The sequence below is a fragment of the Arthrobacter sp. AK01 genome, assembly GCF_021109375.1.
In the GTDB taxonomy this organism is placed as follows: Bacteria; Actinomycetota; Actinomycetes; order Actinomycetales; family Micrococcaceae; genus Arthrobacter.
In genome coordinates this window covers 44,673-60,027 of the sequence record NZ_JAJOHP010000021.1, presented here as the reverse complement: position 1 = coordinate 60,027, position 15,355 = coordinate 44,673, and the positions used below count along the sequence as shown (strand labels likewise).

Sequence of the window (15,355 nt, the reverse complement as noted above, 5' to 3'; positions counted from 1 at the left end):
GGCATTGGTGACAGCGCGCCTCGTCGCGAAGCGGCTTCGCAGGGATGGCTTGCGGCCCGTGGCACGCACCGTAGCGGCCAAGGCCGTGAATGCCGCTGTGGGTGCCTGGCATCTGGCCGAACCGGGCCTTCCCTTGCGGGAGGAAGACATCGTGGACCCGCAGTCCCGATTGCAGTCACCAGTACTGCAGTCACCGGTACCCGCCAGGACCGGCCGCCTCCGGGTTGGTTGGGTCTGCACACCCCCTGCCCCCGGCTCCGGGGGTCACACCACCTTCTTCCGAATGGTTGAGGAGATGGAAGAACGCGGCCACCTCTGCACCCTGTTCCTTTACGACCCCAACGATGACGACATCAGCCGTCACGAAGAGACCATCCGAAGCCACTGGCCGGCGCTGCGTGCCGGGGTTCGCAGCGCCACAAATGGGATGGAAGGGGTGGACGCCATTATTGCCAGTTCCTGGCCCACGGCACACGTTGCCGCGGGAAGGGCAACCGGCGGCGTCCACCTCTTCTATTTCATCCAGGACTACGAGCCATACTTCTATCCGCGCGGATTCCTTTACGCGCTGGCAGAGGACAGCTACCGCCTTGGACTGACCAACGTGGCCCTCGGCGGGATGATTGGCGAGGTCATGCAAGCAGAACTGGGCGAACCCCCTCAGGCTGTGGTTCCTTTCGGCTGCGACACGGGCACGTACCGACTACTCAAGCCCCCACCACGCAACGTCCGTGCCGGAGTGGTCTACTACGCCAAAAGGAAGGTCGACCGGCGCGGCTATCTGCTGGCCAAGCTGGCTTTGGAACGCTTCCATGCGCTCCACCCCGAACAGGAGATCCACATCTACGGAGACACCGTTACCGGGTGGGATATTCCGGTGACGAACCACGGCAACCTCACGCCTAATGAATTGAATAGCCTTTACAACCGCACCATTGCCGGCCTGGCTATTTCCTTCACCAACATCTCCCTGGTCCCCGGGGAACTCCTCGCAGCAGGAAACGTGCCAGTCCTGAACCATTCCGCCTTTGCCTCAGGACTGCTCAGGGATCCCGACGCCGTGTGGGCACCTGCCACCCCGACCGGGTTGGCCACCGCGCTCGCAGAAGTTGTCGGCGCCCCCGGCATCGAGGAACGCGCCCAAACCATCGCGGGCAGGAAGCGTCCCGACTGGTCCAAAACACGTGAAGAATTCGCCCGTCTGCTGGAAAACTCATGCGCGTCCATGCCTCACCAGGCGCCCTTGCATTCACTGCGCGGAGGCCGGGCATGAAGCGGATGAAGAAGTTTCTCGTGTTCCCTCCGGCCAGGGAAATACAAACCGGAGATCTTGATGGCACCTCGGGGGACGCCAATCATGTGGGCCTCCTGCTTAAATTCGCAGCCTTCGGAATCTTTTTCTTCCCCTCCAACATGGTGGTGAAGCCAATAGGCGCAGTGGGCACCGTTCCCATCATGTTGGCCCTCCTGCTTCTGGTATTTTGGCTCTGCTCGGCCCTTTTCGGACTGCACAATCCACTGAAAAGCAGCCATCCGGGACGGCTCGGGCTGGGAATGCTATGGGTGGGAACGTGCGCGTCCTATGTGGCACTGTTCTCCGGCTTCACCGGCAACACCAATGTTTCCGCCCAGGCCGCGGCAGACCGATGGCTGATCCTGATCCTCGCATGCGGTGGGATAGTCCTGGTTGCCACTGAGGCAGTCCGCACCCTCAACGACGCCATGGCACTGGTGCGGGCAATCCTTGCCGGGGCCTTCTTTTGCTGCCTCATTGCCTTGGTCCAATTCCTTTTCCGTGTCAACCCGATGCTGTGGGTCCAGGAGGCAATGCCCGGATTCACGGATAACGGCGGAAACACGGCATTCCAAGTACGCGGGCTGATGACACGCGTCGCGGGCAGCACCTTCCACTCCATTGAACTGGCGGTAGTTTGCGCCATGTTGCTGCCCTTGTCGATCTGGCGGGCAATCTACGACAGGACCGGCCACAAATGGCTGCACTGGACGGGTACAGGCTTGCTGGTTGTCGCCATCGCCTCAACCGTTTCGAGGTCCGGTGTCCTGGGACTGTTCCTGGGGATGGTGGTGTTCATCCCGTTCCTGCCCCGCTCAGCACGGCGATGGGCAGTAGTAGCAGCCCCGGCAGCCATGGCGGCACTTTTTGTGGCAATCCCAGGACTTGTGGGAACCCTGACGTCCTCTTTCACCGCCGGGGACAGCGACCCCTCACTCACAACGCGCACCAACAACTACCCACGCGTGGCCGAGATGTTCGGTGAACTGCCCTTCCTGGGGCTTGGACCCGGAAACTACATGCCGGAGAACGCCCTCTACATCTTGGACAACCAGTACCTCAACTCCCTGGTCACCCTGGGCCTGGTGGGCTTCATCGGCATGGTGGCCTATCTCGTCCTGCCGGCCATGTCATCGTTCATCGCAGCGCGCGCTTCCCGGATCCCACCCCTCCGCTGCCTCGCCGGGGCAGTGGCAGCTGCAGGTGCGGTGGCCGCCGGTTGCTCGCTGACCTTCGACTCGATGGCATTTCCCGTGTTTGCCCTGATGTACCCCTTCATCATTGGCCTCGGAGGAGGCGCATGGATCATGATCCGCCGTGAAATCGAGCTACGGGAAACCACTGCTCCAGAGAAGAACAACAGCGGCCCGCCCCTGTACAGACTCAACCGAAAACCTTCCACTCCGAATGTCGAGGCGATCACATGGACCCGGTAGCAGTCATCAAGACGTTGTGGCACCACAAATTCATAGTGCTGCCTGTCCTGCTGGTGACGGCACTGGCAGCCATCTACGTGTACTCCTTTGCCCCGCGATCGTATGAGGCGAAGGCAACGTATGCGATCGTCAACCCAAAGATCCCTACTGCTGCCGAGTTGGAGAAGAATCCCGAGCTGAATTCCCTCAATTCGGACAACCCGTACCTTCGATCAGCGGATTCATCACTGATTGCCCAAGTAGTGGGCACACGGCTGAACGACGATACAACCGGGGATGCCCTCCTTCGGGACGGACTGAGCACGGACTTCACCGTCCAGCGCCCGCCGGCCTCGTTCCTGATCGAAATTTCGGCGGCTTCAGAGAGCAAGGACAAGGCTGTTGCCACGGTAAAGGCCCTCGGCTCCAGGCTGGAAGCGGACCTCCTGGCCATCCAGTCAATCAATGGAGCCAATGAACGCTTCCTGTACACATCGCTGATGGTTGCCGCTCCCGACAACGCCACCGAGCAGTTTTCCAGCCGCCTCCGCTCGCTGATCGTTGTACTCGTGGCCGGGATCGTGCTCACCTTCGGCGCTGTGTCCATAGCCAGGGGCCTGGAGTCGTCACGTTCGCGGGCCCGTTCTGCGGCGCCGGCAGGGGAGCGGCGCAAGAAGTCCCGCCGCCCGCAGGACCACAAGGACGAGGACCCCAACGGCCGGCCCACCCTCCCCGGCCTCGAAGAGCTCACAGTCCGTGACGTCCTGAAACCCGCGCCAGCAGATCAGTTCTTCGCCGCCAATGGGCCGTTGAGTGAATCCCTGCGGTCCCACAGCAACGGCAAGTCGCCCATAAAGGAAACATCCGCCTGAAAGGCAACCAGTGAAACCAAGGACAGCAGGCATCCTGGGGGGAACTGTCCTCGCCAGCCTTGTCATAGCGGTCGCTGCCGCAAGCGGCGTTCCACCCTTCACTGGGCCGGACACACCCAATGGCGGTCCACCCACCACTCCAGCAAGCACTCCATCGGGTTTTGACGGAGTGGTGTTGCGCCCCGTCGATGGCGGCGCGGACTATTACGCACAGTTCAGCGGCAGCCTCCCCGCCGATCCAGCGTATTTCCCCATCGCCGTATGGTTCGAAAGTGTCCTGGACCAAGGGAATATCGCCTTGGACAAGGAAGCCGGGCTCAACACCTACGTCGAGCTAACCGCCAATTCCGACCTCCAACTGGTCAAGGCGTCTGGCATGTACGCCATCCCCACCTTCAGTTCCGCAGATGCCTCAGGCTTTGCCCTCAGCGACGAAGTGGACATGTGGGCAGGACCGGGCAACGCCCCGTGGACAGGCAAATATCCCGGCGAAGGGCCCCTCTGCGTGCCGGAGGCAAGCAAATGCGGCTACACCGTCCAGAAGGAACGCCGCGCAGTAGCACCACAAGGAGCCATGCTGTATGCCAACTACGGCAAGGGCGTGGCCTTCTGGCTTTCCGATGAGGAGTCCGTGGAGTTCTTCAAAGGCATCCAGGACGTTGTCTCGGCTGATACCTACTGGTTCACCGACCCCAGTATCTGTGCCAAAGGTGAAGGCGGCGCGATCGTCGGGTACACACGAGACCTCACACAGGAAGAATGCAGGCTCGCCGCTAACTACGGCTGGACCATCGAACGCATCCGAAAACTGCAGGCAGGCGGAAACGCTACGCCCATCTGGGCCTTCGTGGAGGCCGGACACCCCTTCAAGGACTCGCCCAACGCCACAACCATCACCGCTCCCGAAATCCGTGCAGCGGTATGGAGCAGCCTGATCCACGGCGCCCGCGGCGTGATCTACTTCAACCACAACTTCGGGGGCGACTGCATCTCCCAGCACGTACTCCGTGACTGCGGCGCGCTGGTCAGGCCAACAGTAACGGCACTGAACAAACAAATCTCAGAGCTTGCACCCGTCCTCAACGGGCCCTTCCTCGACGGCGCCACCACGGCCACCGGCCCAGTGGACTTCACCACCAAACTGCACGACCACAAGGTCTACATCTTTGCCGGCGCCAACAAGGAGGCCGGCGGGCAGGCAACCTTCCACGTCCAGTGCGGCGGGAGCACCGCCGTCGTCCTCGACGAGAACCGGACCATTCCCGTGGTGGACGGCAGTTTCACAGACACCTTCTCCGACGGAAACGCCGTGCACCTCTACCGTGTCGAAGGCGGCGGGAGCTGCGGCTTCTGACTAGCGGCTGCTGTCGTCCCGCTCCCAGGCGGCAGCAGGCTTGCGAACCAACAGCGGACGACGGCGGCCCGCAGCAGCGAAGACGGCGTAAACGGCGGCGTCAACTGCAGAAAACGGACCCCTGACGGAGGACAGCAGTTCACGCACAGTCCGGGACGTCGTCGCCGAATCCTGCCCGTCCTGCTGCGCATTTCCCCGATAGCTCCGCCGCAGGACAGCAAGCAGGGACACCCTGGTCCGCGGCGTCCTCACCACCACAGGCTCAGTGGGCAGGACTGCCTTCTCCTCCGCTGCGAAGAGCCGGTCCACGTAGTAGTCATCCCCGGTCAGGGCCGGAAACGCGCCCAGCCGATCATGCCCGTCCCTGCTGAGGGCGTACGCCCCCGCACCCCAAAGGCCTTGGGCGTTGCCGGGTACCCGGCTCCTGGCCCTGTAATAGGACCGCACCAGCGCAGAAGCACCTCTGGTGTCATACCGGAAGGCCGGGCGGGCAGCCAGCAGCGGCCCGCCGTCAAGAGCCTTAAGGACCGAGTCGAGGGCCCCGGTGCTGACCTCGATGTCCGCGTCCAGGTATAGGCGGGGCCAACGGTTCGTCGCCTGATCTGCGGCATTCAAAGCCTCGGTCTTGGAAGCAGCATCCAGGGACAGGACCCGCACGCCCGGGAACGTCGACGCAATGGCCTCCGTCCCATCGGTACAGCCATTACACGCCACAATGACCTCAACAGAGCCCCACGCCATCACGCCCTTCAACGACTCAAGGGTCCTGGCGATTACAGCGGCCTCATTATGCGCGGGAATGATGACGGCGCCCGATGGTGGCGGCTCGTCCGACATGGGGGACTGCCCACCGCGGGTGGCATGAGGCAACCCCTGCCACCGCCTCCGGTCAAGCACAGCCAGGGCAGCCCCACGGTGCCCAGGCTTATGGAGACGGACAAGTTCCGAAACCAACACCGCCGCAGTGAACGCCGCCAGCGTGCGTCGACCGCAATACTTCGCCGCATACCGAACCCGATTGACAGACATCAGCGCCGTCAACTGCGGCGACGTCCCGGAGCCCCCGCGTTCATGCCACATCCGGGCGGAAGGCTCAAACCAGATCGAACGTCCCGTCTCCCGAACCCGCCTGCAATAGTCCGTCTCCTCCGAATACAGGAAAAACTGCTCGTCCCAGTCACCCACGTCCCTTGTCGCATCCGCACGGATCAACAGCGCCGCACCCGTCGCCCAATCAACACAGTGCGCATGGTGGTAACTCCCAGGATCAAAATCCATCTCGGACAACCACCCGGGCCTGCCCTGCACCCGGCCGCCCAGGGCCGCATCCCCCAGCGCTCGCAGAACGCCCGGTTCGCGGCGCAGCGACGGGTACACGCTGCCGTCGTCGTCCAGAAGGACCGGAACTACCATTCCTGCGCCGGAGAGTGCCATTCTTCGGCGCAGGGCAGCAACCGCTCCGGGCTCCACGCGCAGGTCCGGGTTGAGGATGAGGTAGGCATCCGCTGCTCCGGCCATTCGCATAGCGGCATTGATTCCGCCGGCGTATCCAAGGTTCCCTCCGGTGCTCACGGCGACGACGTCAGGATGCCGGGCCAGTTCGGCCATGGTGAGGTCATCGGGGGAATTATCGGCCACCACCACTTTCAGTGACTGCTCCTTTGTTTCCCCGCGCAGGCTGGAGACCAAGGCCTGGACGTCGTCGGCATTGTTGTAGGTCACTACAATCACGGCGACGTCGGCCATTGACGCTGCCGGCAGGAACGATCCCGGACCACGGCTGGGCCCGTGCTCCGGGACGGCTGGGGCTTTGGTCCCCGGGATCACGTCCCTCGAACCGGGCACCGAAGAGGGCAACGCTGCAGTACTGGACATCCGCAGGGTGAAGTACGCCTGCGGTCCGTCCACCAGGTATCGCCGGGCCAGGCGTCGTGGTTCAAGCATCAATCGCCAGGCCCATTCCATGCCGTGGGTACTGACCCATACCGGGGCGCGCGTGATCCGGCCCGCGAGGAAGTCGACAACGGCACCGAACGCGAGCAACACCTTGGCCCCCGTCAGCTGCCCGTACTCGGCAATCCAGAGCTCCTGCCGTGGTTTGCCCAAGCCCACCACCAGAATGTCCGCCTCGGAGGCGGCAATCTCGGCTGCCAAACGCGAGGATGCGCTCACATCACCAAGCACTGAACGCTCAGGTGCCCACCAACCTGCAACTGCCAGACCGGGACGCTCCTGGCTGAACCTGTTCCGGATGAGTTCCTGCGACTGGGGGCTTCCGCCCAGGAATCCCACGCGGAGACCACGGCGTACGGCCTGGTCCAGCAATGGTCCCACGAGGTCGCTGCCGGCCAGGCGGGGCCAAGCAGAGCCGGTGATCCGCCCGGCTTCGGCAACCAACGGCGCACCATCGAGCAACGTCAACCATTCCACTGGTCCTGGCTGGTCCAGCGTGCCGCTCCACCGGCTGCCACGGCCGAAATGCTGGATGTGGTCCAAGTTTGCCGAGCAGACTCCCAAGGGCTTGGCTTCACCGTTATGCGCACGGCCCAGGATTTCACTCACTGCCTTGTCGAAGTCCATGAGTTTCACTGGTGCTCCGCCCAGGTTCACCCATTGCTCTGCCCCGGATTGTTCCGCGAATTGGTCACTGGCAGTGGCTTGGTCGCTGGCAACCGGTCCCTTGGGCGCCGTGAGCAGCAGCGCTGTATCGTCGGCATCGATGGCGGTGGAACGGTGGGGGAGTGCGCCTCGTCGGGGCGCTATCTTTGGCAGCAGCATTCTCGGCTCTCCAGGCTTCGGGGTCCAGCTCAGGGCACAATAATTGAGCCGGCGATCCAATGCTGCTGCACTGCTTGGATCGCCGTGGACAGCAAATGCTGCCCAACCAACTTGTTCACTTGAGTTGTCTCCCGGCCCTGCCACGTTGTGGGCTGCCGTAGGGCAACTTTAGGCCGTTTTGGCGGACTCCGCTAGGGCTCCAGTGCCGCCACATAGTCAGCAAGCCGTGGAGCGGCTGCAGGTGGATCAAAACCGCTGGCTCGAATTCCCGACAGATCCAGCATGCTGCTCCGGGGACGGGGAGCCGTGCCTGGCCCGGAATACGCTGCGGTACTGACGGACTGCACCAAACCGGGGTCGGCCCCGCACAAACGGTATACCTCCCGTGCAATGTCCGCCCACGACTGCCGTTCGCCGCTGTTGCTGAGGTTGTACGTCCCGTAGGGGGCGTTGGTTTCGAGCAAATGCCGGATGCCCGCCGCGATGTCCGTGGCGAAGGTCAGACGGCCCCATTGGTCATCGACCACCGACGGTGACGTTCCGCGTGCGGCCAGCGCCGCCATGGTGCGCACAAAGTTTCGGCCCTCGCCCACAACCCAGCTGGTCCGCACAATAAAGTGTCGCGGCACCGACGCCACAGCAGCGTCCCCGGCCGCTTTGCTCTGGCCATAGACCCCCAGCGGCGTGGGGTCTTCATCTTCCCGGTGAATGTCCGCCGTGCCGTCGAACACATAGTCGCTGGAGATATGAACCAGCGTCAGCGAATGTTCGACGGCGGTCCTCGCCAACAGGGACACGGCGGTTGCGTTGATTCTCCAGGCAGCTGCCCGGCCGTCGGCGGTCTCTGCAGCGTCCACTCCCGTGAATGCTGCTGCGTTGATGATGGTGGAATACTTCCGCCAGTCAGTTGCCACATACGATGCTTCCAACGTGATGTCGAACTGCTCCCTGTCCGCAAATTCCACAGTTTCGTCACCTGCAAATGCGGTCCGCAGTGCGTTTCCCAGCTGGCCATTTGATCCAAGGACCAGGGTGCGCCGCCGTTTCATGGGTTCCACTCCAGGTAATCGCGGATGATTACGGTCCTGCGGGGACACGACCGCCTTGTCCAGGGAAATCGGCCACGGGACAGCCACTGCTTCGTCGGCCAAATTCAGGAAGGTGTAATCCTTCTGCGCCTCCGCGCTCCAATGGTCGTTGACCAGGTAGGTGTAGGCGGTGCCGTCCTCGAGCGTCTGGAAAGCGTTGCCTACACCCCGAGGGACGTAGATCGCGTCCTTGGCTGTCAGCTCCGCATAAAACAGTGTCCCAAAGGTGGTTCCTTCCCGCAGGTCCACCCACGCGCCGAAGATTCGTCCGGAGGCGAGGGAAATGAACTTGTCCCATGGTTCGGCGTGAATGCCACGAGTGGTGCCGCGGGCGGCATTGAAGGAAATATTGTTCTGCACCGGGCCGAAATCCGGCAGCCCAAGGTCCGCCATTTTCTTCCGGTGCCAGTTCTCTTTGAACCAGCCCCGGTCATCCCCATGAACCGGCAGCTCAAAAAGCATCAAGCCCGGGATGGGTGTAGCCCTTGTCCGCAATTGCTGTGCCGGCTCCACTGTTCAGTGGCCCTGACCCGCGTACTTGGATTCTGTCCCAGCTTTCTGCGGACGCCACCAATCTTCGTTGTCCCTGTACCACTTCACGGTGTCGGCGATGCCGGCGTCGAAATCCGAGTACCGCGGCGACCAACCAAGTTCCCGCCTCAGTTTGCTCGAATCGATGGCGTAGCGAAGGTCGTGGCCAGGACGGTCACCCACCAGGTCATAGGCATCGCGCGGCTGGCCCATCAGCGAAAGAATCATTTCCACAACCTCGCGGTTGGATCGTTCACCGTCGGCTCCTATCAGGTACGTTTCACCCACGCGGCCGCGTTCGAGAATCGCCACCACGGCCGAAGAGTGGTCCTCTACGTGAATCCAGTCCCGGACGTTGAGCCCATTGCCGTAAAGGCGCGGCCGGGCACCTTCCAGGATGTTGGTGACCTGCCGGGGAATGAACTTCTCCACGTGTTGGTAAGGGCCGTAATTGTTGGAGCAATTGCTGATGGTCGCCTGGAGGCCGAATGACCTGACCCAAGCGCGAACCAACAAGTCCGAGCCTGCCTTCGTAGCCGAATACGGGCTGGTCGGCCGATACACGGAATCTTCAGTGAAGCGATGCGGATCATCCAGGGCCAGGTCTCCGTAGACCTCGTCCGTGGAGATGTGATGGAAACGCTTGCCGTGTTTGCGTGCGGCCTCAATGAGCGTGAAGGTACCCAGCAAGTTCGTGTCAACAAACGGACGGGGTTCCTCCAACGAGTTGTCATTGTGTGACTCGGCCGCAAAATGCACTACAGCGTCCACGGCGGCAGTCAACGTGTCCACGCTGTCGGCGTCGCAGATGTCGCCCTGGACGAAGTGGAAGCGTTCGGGAGGCAGCCCGGCGAGCGATTCGATGCTGCCCGCATAGGTCAGTTTGTCCAGGACCGTGACATGCAGGCCGGTGTGCTCCATGATGTAGTGGACAAAGTTGCATCCAATGAATCCGGCCCCGCCGGTGACAAGGATTCTCTGCATGGCCCTAGAGTAGCCGCCCGCGGCGAGACTGGGCACAGGTGAGGACGGCTGGTTTGCGAGGAATTGTTCTTGCAGGTGGAACGGGTTCGCGGCTCCACCCCATCACGCTCGGAATCAGCAAGCAGCTGGTTCCCGTGTTCGATAAGCCCATGATCTATTACCCCCTGTGCACGCTGATGCTCGCAGGGATCCGAGACATCCTGGTCATCACGACGCCAGGGGACGCAGCCCAGTTCCAGCGGCTCCTTGGCGATGGATCGCAGTTCGGTATCAACCTCAGCTATGCGGAGCAGCCGACGCCGGACGGCCTCGCCCAGGCGTTCATCCTCGGGGAGGACCACATTGGCAGCGGTAAAGTGGCGCTGATCCTCGGGGACAACATTTTCAACGGCCCCGGCATGGGCAACCAATTGCGCCACTACGCCGACGTCGACGGCGGCGCCATCTTCGGTTACTGGGTCAAGGACCCGTCCGCCTACGGAGTGGTGGAATTCGACGACGACGGCCTGGCCGTTTCCATCGAGGAGAAGCCGGCCGTGCCGAAGAGCAATTACGCCGTCCCCGGCCTGTACTTTTACGACAACAACGTGGTTGCCATGGCGAAAGACCTCCAACCATCCCCGCGTGGGGAACTGGAGATCACGGACATCAACCGCAAGTACATGGAACTCGGCCAGTTGCACGTGCAGAAATTTCCACGGGGTACCGCCTGGCTGGACACGGGAACCTTCAGCGACCTGAACGACGCCTCAAACTACGTCCGCACCACGGAGAACCGGCAGGGCTTGAAGATCGGCGCCCCTGAAGAAGTGGCGTGGCGGATGGGCTACCTGAACGACGACGAACTTCGCCAACAGGCCGCCAAGCTCGCCAAAAGCGGGTACGGGAACTACCTTCTGGACATCCTGGACCGCCAATAGCACCGAATTACGTGGCGGACACGTCTTCGAGTGCGCGGGCAATTTCTGCGGGAAGAACGCTCAATTGCGCGTCCAGTAGTTCTTTGAGTTGCACGGCGTTCCTGGCGCCGACAACAGCTGTCGCAACGCCCGGGCGCGAGAGCAGCCAGCTCAGGGAAACGTCCAGGGGAGACCGCCCCAGTCCGCGGGCAGCCATTGCCACCGCCTCCACCACCCGTGAGGCTTTCGGCTCGAGGTAAGGCTCCACATAGGCTGCGAGACGGCTCTGCGCTGCCCTGGAATCGGCCGGAATCTGCCCGCGGTATTTTCCGCTCAGGACGCCCCGACCCAGCGGCGCCCAGGCCATGAGCCCCAGCCCCGCGTCTTCCACGGCAGGGATCAGTTCCTCCTCGGCCCGGCGCTGAACCAGGGAGTATTCCGACTGGTTTGCCACCAGTGTGAATCCGGCCACGGCGGCGGCTTTGGCTGTCTGCCATCCGTTGTAGTTGGAAATTCCGACGTAGCGGGCCCGGCCGCTGCGTTGGGCGAGTTCCAACGCTGAAAGGGTTTCATCCAAGGGAACATTCGGGTCCCACTCGTGGGCGAACCAGATGTCGATGTAGTCGGTTCCCAGCCTGGCCAGGCTGGCGTCCAGGGCGGACAGCATCGCCCCGCGGGAGGCGTTGATGCTGCGCCTGGAGTCCGACGACGACACCCCGGCTTTGGTGGAGATGACCAGTTCGGAGCGGGCCACCACATCGCCCAGCATGGACCCCAGCATCGCTTCGGCCTGGCCCTGGGCGTACGAGGCTGCGGTGTCAACAACAGTGCCTCCGGCAGCTACGAAGGCGTGCAGCACTTCGGCCGCGTCCTGTTCATCTGTTTCCTGGGCCCAGGACATGGTTCCGAGGGACAAAGAGGACACACGGAACCCGCTGTTTCCGACATAACGCTGCTGCATAGCTGCTAGCTTACGGGCAGTTCCCAGTCTTCATGACGTAGGGTCTATTCACGTGAACTGGATAGAAGCAGCCTTGCTGGGCCTGGTGCAGGGCCTCACCGAATTCCTCCCGATCTCTTCAAGTGCGCACCTGCGGATTGTCGGCTCATTCCTTCCGGGTGCCGCTGATCCGGGTGCCGCTTTTACTGCGATCACCCAGCTGGGAACCGAAACCGCGGTCATTGTGTACTTCTGGCGCGACATCGTCAGAATCGTTCGCGCATGGTTTGGTTCCCTGACCGGGAAAGTCGAACGCAGCAACCCGGATGCCCGCATGGGCTGGTTGGTCATTTTGGGCAGCCTGCCCATCATCGTCCTGGGCCTGTTGTTCCAGGACCAGATTGAATCCGTTCTGCGCAGTATGTGGATCGTTGCCACCATGCTGATTGTGTTCGGCATGATCCTGGCTGTCGCCGACGCCATCGGCCGGCAGGACAGAGACCTCACGCAGCTGAGTTACAAGCACGGCATCCTGTACGGCTTCGCTCAAGCCATGGCACTGATTCCCGGTGTCTCCCGGTCCGGCGGCACCATCACGGCGGGCCTGCTCATGGGCTACACCCGTGAGGCTGCTGCGAGGTATTCGTTCCTTCTGGCCATTCCGGCTGTGTTCGGCAGTGGCCTCTACCAGCTCTACAAGACCGTTTCGAATGACGGCCTTTCCGGACCGTACGGGCTTCCTGAGACCGCCTTGGCCACCGTCATCGCCTTTGTCGTGGGCTACATCATCATCGGCTGGTTCCTGAAGTTCGTCTCCACACGGAGTTACCGGCTCTTCGTTTGGTACCGCATCCTCCTCGGCCTGGCGTTGTATGTCCTGCTCGGTTTCAATGTGATCAGCGCCTAGCACTAAGGTTGAGTCGTGAAATCGTGGACCTCCCGCCCTGTTCCTGAGCTGCCCGGCAGCATGCCGCAACTACGACTGTTCGACACAGCCCTTGGCCGCGTCGTGGAGGTTGAACGGCAACCGGAACAATCCATGTACGTCTGCGGCATCACGCCATATGACGCTACCCACATGGGACATGCGGCCAGTTATGTGGCATTCGATCTCCTGAACCGGGCATGGCGCGACGCCGGCATCCGGGTGTCTTACGTCCAGAACGTCACGGATGTCGATGACCCCCTGCTGGAGCGCGCCACCGCCACTGGTGTGGACTGGCGCGACTTGGCGCAGAGCCAGATTGAGTTGTTCCAGACGGACATGGACGCACTCAACGTACTGGCACCAAACCACTACATCGGTGCCGTGGAGGCGATCCCGGACATTGTGCCCGCCATCGAGCGCCTCATTGCCGACGGCGTGGCCTACCGCGTTCAAGGATCCGACGGTGAACCCGACGGCGATGTCTATTACGACGTCGAAATGGCCGGCAAACGTTCCGACGCAACCGACGCCTGGACCCTGGGCGACGTGTCAGGACTTGGCGAAGCAGAGATGCTGACCTTGTTCGCTGAACGCGGAGGAGACCCTGCCAGGCCGGGCAAACGCAATGCTCTGGACCCCTTGCTCTGGCGCGTGGCCCGCGACGGCGAACCCAACTGGCCCGGCGCGACTCTTGGCGACGGCCGGCCCGGTTGGCACATTGAATGTACGGTCATCGCGCAGAAGTACCTCCCGGCACCCTTCACCGTCCAAGGCGGCGGATCGGACCTCATCTTCCCGCACCACGAAATGGGAGCCGGGCACGCCTACTCCCTCTCCGGTGTCCCGCTGGCACGGCACTACTCGCATGCTGGCATGGTGGGCCTGGACGGCGAGAAGATGAGCAAATCCAAGGGCAACCTGGTCCTTGTCTCCAAGCTCCGCGCGGCCGGTGAGGAACCAGCAGCCATCCGACTGGCCATTCTTGCCAACCACTACCGTTCTGATTGGTCATGGACCGATGCGGAGTTCTCGGCCGCCAAAGACCGGCTGGCACAGTGGCGTGAGGCCGCGGAGCATGCACCTACCGGATCGGCGGGACCCTTGGTGGCAGCCATGCGCAATGAGTTGGCCAACGACCTCAACGCTCCCGGAGCCATCGCCGCCGTCGATTACTGGGCAGGGGAAGCGCTGCGCTCCGGCGCGGAGAAGTCCGCACAGGACTCTGCCCTGGTGACGGATGCCATCGACGCTTTGCTTGGGGTGGAACTCTAGGGCGCGAATCAGCACGAAACACCAACGGCCCGAAACACCAACGGCCCTGACGCAATGTCAGGGCCGTTGCTGTTTTCAGGATTGGTTCTTACGGCCGCTCTTTGCCACGCCGCTTCAGGTAGCGCTCGAATTCGCGGGCAATGGATTCACCGGAGGCTTCCGGGAGGTCCGCCGTATCCTTCGCTTCCTCAAGCTGGCGCACGTAGGCAGCAATTTCGGGGTCCTCAGTGGCGAGTTCGTCCACTCCGCGTTCCCAGGCCTCGGACTCTTCGGCCAACGCCTGGCTGTCGAGGGGAACCTGGAGCAGGTCTTCCACTTTGTGCAGGATCGCCAGCTGAGCCTTGGGGGAGGGGGGCTGGGCAACGTAGTGCGGAACAGCCGCCCACAGGGACACCGTCGGCAACCCCGCCAGCATGGCGAACTCCGCAAGCACGCCAACAATCCCTACCGGTCCCTCGTATTGGGATGCCTCGAGGTTCAGGCGCTCACGCAGCGAACTGTCCTCGCTGGTGGTGCTTACCGGAATGGGCCGGCTATGGGGTACATCGGCAAGCAATGCGCCAATCAGGATCACGGAGTCCACCTTGAGTGCTTCGGCGTGGACCAACAATTCGGTGGTGTAGGCACGCCAACGGTAGGAAGGTTCCGTGCCTAGTACGAAGACCACGTCCACGTTGCTGTCCGGAACTGCTGCCTTGTAGATCCGGGTAGAGGGCCACTTGACCTTGCGGGCACCCGAGGATGTGCGGCGCACGGTGGGGCGGGTGAACTGGAAGTCGTAGTACTCTTCGGCGTCCACCGTGGCAACCTTTTTGCCGTCCCAGAGCTTGTTCAAATAGTGCAGCGCATCGCTGGCGGCCTCGCCGGCATCGTTCCAGCCCTCGAATGCGGCGAGCATGACGGTGACACGCTGGCCTTCCGCCGGTTCCTTGAGGAAACGCTCGGGCTCCGCGGTGATGTCCTGCCCTTCGGGGGTCCCGTCCACACTGTTCATCCACTC

The 15,355-nt window shown here is 62.5% G+C and carries 12 protein-coding genes; 7 read left to right on the top strand and 5 right to left on the bottom strand.

Translation table 11 applies throughout. The features are described 5' to 3' along the window. Positions 1–7 precede the first annotated feature (7 nt). Genes LN996_RS09565 through LN996_RS09550 form a run of 4 tightly spaced genes read left to right on the top strand, consistent with a single transcriptional unit; the run spans position 8 to position 4,935 of the window. Positions 8–1,273 carry a glycosyltransferase family 1 protein gene (locus tag LN996_RS09565; protein WP_231340158.1) on the top strand — a complete coding sequence of 422 codons (1,266 nt, stop codon included), beginning with the start codon at positions 8–10 and terminating at the stop codon, positions 1,271–1,273. 5 nt (positions 1,274–1,278) lie between these two features. Next, positions 1,279–2,730, top strand: a complete 1,452-nt coding sequence (locus LN996_RS09560; RefSeq protein WP_231340157.1) for an O-antigen ligase — start codon at positions 1,279–1,281, stop codon at positions 2,728–2,730. Then, on the top strand, positions 2,718–3,581 hold the full coding sequence (locus tag LN996_RS09555) for a chain-length determining protein (RefSeq protein WP_231340156.1): 864 nt from the start codon (positions 2,718–2,720) through the stop codon (positions 3,579–3,581). Before LN996_RS09560 ends, LN996_RS09555 begins: the two co-directional genes overlap by 13 nt. 10 nt (positions 3,582–3,591) lie before the next feature. Next, the gene (locus tag LN996_RS09550; RefSeq protein WP_231340155.1) at positions 3,592–4,935 is read left to right on the top strand and encodes a hypothetical protein; all 1,344 of its coding nucleotides are present in this window, start codon (positions 3,592–3,594) and stop codon (positions 4,933–4,935) included. Here LN996_RS09550 and LN996_RS09545 read toward each other — a convergent pair whose 3' ends face one another. From LN996_RS09545 to rfbB, 3 genes are all read right to left on the bottom strand, one after another. After that, positions 4,936–7,713 (bottom strand): WecB/TagA/CpsF family glycosyltransferase, encoded by a 2,778-nt coding sequence (locus LN996_RS09545; RefSeq protein WP_231340154.1) that lies wholly within the window; start codon positions 7,711–7,713, stop codon positions 4,936–4,938. Positions 7,714–7,904: 191 nt separating this feature from the next. Further along, positions 7,905–9,314 carry a bifunctional dTDP-4-dehydrorhamnose 3,5-epimerase family protein/NAD(P)-dependent oxidoreductase gene (locus LN996_RS09540; RefSeq protein WP_308102712.1) on the bottom strand — a complete coding sequence of 470 codons (1,410 nt, stop codon included), beginning with the start codon at positions 9,312–9,314 and terminating at the stop codon, positions 7,905–7,907. 3 nt (positions 9,315–9,317) lie between these two features. Continuing rightward, positions 9,318–10,316, bottom strand: a complete 999-nt coding sequence (rfbB, locus tag LN996_RS09535; RefSeq protein WP_231340152.1) for a dTDP-glucose 4,6-dehydratase — start codon at positions 10,314–10,316, stop codon at positions 9,318–9,320. A 53-nt stretch (positions 10,317–10,369) separates the two neighbouring features. Here rfbB and rfbA point away from each other — a divergent pair, with 53 nt between their 5' ends. Then, positions 10,370–11,236, top strand: a complete 867-nt coding sequence (gene rfbA / locus LN996_RS09530; RefSeq protein ID WP_231340151.1) for a glucose-1-phosphate thymidylyltransferase RfbA — start codon at positions 10,370–10,372, stop codon at positions 11,234–11,236. A 7-nt stretch (positions 11,237–11,243) separates the two neighbouring features. Here the strand turns inward: rfbA and LN996_RS09525 are convergent, their stop codons facing one another. Next, a complete protein-coding gene (locus tag LN996_RS09525) occupies positions 11,244–12,176 on the bottom strand; it encodes an aldo/keto reductase (protein ID WP_231340150.1) in 933 nt (310 codons plus the stop codon). 52 nt (positions 12,177–12,228) lie between these two features. Here LN996_RS09525 and LN996_RS09520 point away from each other — a divergent pair, with 52 nt between their 5' ends. Continuing rightward, positions 12,229–13,062 (top strand): undecaprenyl-diphosphate phosphatase, encoded by an 834-nt coding sequence (locus tag LN996_RS09520; protein ID WP_231340149.1) that lies wholly within the window; start codon positions 12,229–12,231, stop codon positions 13,060–13,062. Between the two features lie 15 nt (positions 13,063–13,077). Continuing rightward, positions 13,078–14,355, top strand: a complete 1,278-nt coding sequence (mshC, locus tag LN996_RS09515) for a cysteine--1-D-myo-inosityl 2-amino-2-deoxy-alpha-D-glucopyranoside ligase (protein ID WP_231340148.1) — start codon at positions 13,078–13,080, stop codon at positions 14,353–14,355. 88 nt (positions 14,356–14,443) lie between these two features. On the opposite strand, the gene LN996_RS09510 is transcribed toward mshC, so the two are convergent. Then, positions 14,444–15,349: a PAC2 family protein gene (locus LN996_RS09510; RefSeq protein WP_231340147.1), complete on the bottom strand. Its 906-nt coding sequence runs from the start codon at positions 15,347–15,349 to the stop codon at positions 14,444–14,446. Between the last annotated feature and the right edge of the window lie 6 nt (positions 15,350–15,355).

Bases quoted from the DNA above. Each gene is read 5' to 3' on its own strand.
- LN996_RS09555 (WP_231340156.1), top strand. From the start codon at position 2,718: ATGGACCCGGTAGCAGTCATCAAGACGTTGTGGCACCACAAATTCATA.
- LN996_RS09525 (WP_231340150.1), bottom strand. From the start codon at position 12,176: ATGCAGCAGCGTTATGTCGGAAACAGCGGGTTCCGTGTGTCCTCTTTG.
- LN996_RS09545 (WP_231340154.1), bottom strand. From the start codon at position 7,713: ATGCTGCTGCCAAAGATAGCGCCCCGACGAGGCGCACTCCCCCACCGT.
- LN996_RS09510 (WP_231340147.1), bottom strand. From the start codon at position 15,349: ATGAACAGTGTGGACGGGACCCCCGAAGGGCAGGACATCACCGCGGAG.
- rfbB (WP_231340152.1), bottom strand. From the start codon at position 10,316: ATGCAGAGAATCCTTGTCACCGGCGGGGCCGGATTCATTGGATGCAAC.
- LN996_RS09560 (WP_231340157.1), top strand. From the start codon at position 1,279: ATGAAGAAGTTTCTCGTGTTCCCTCCGGCCAGGGAAATACAAACCGGA.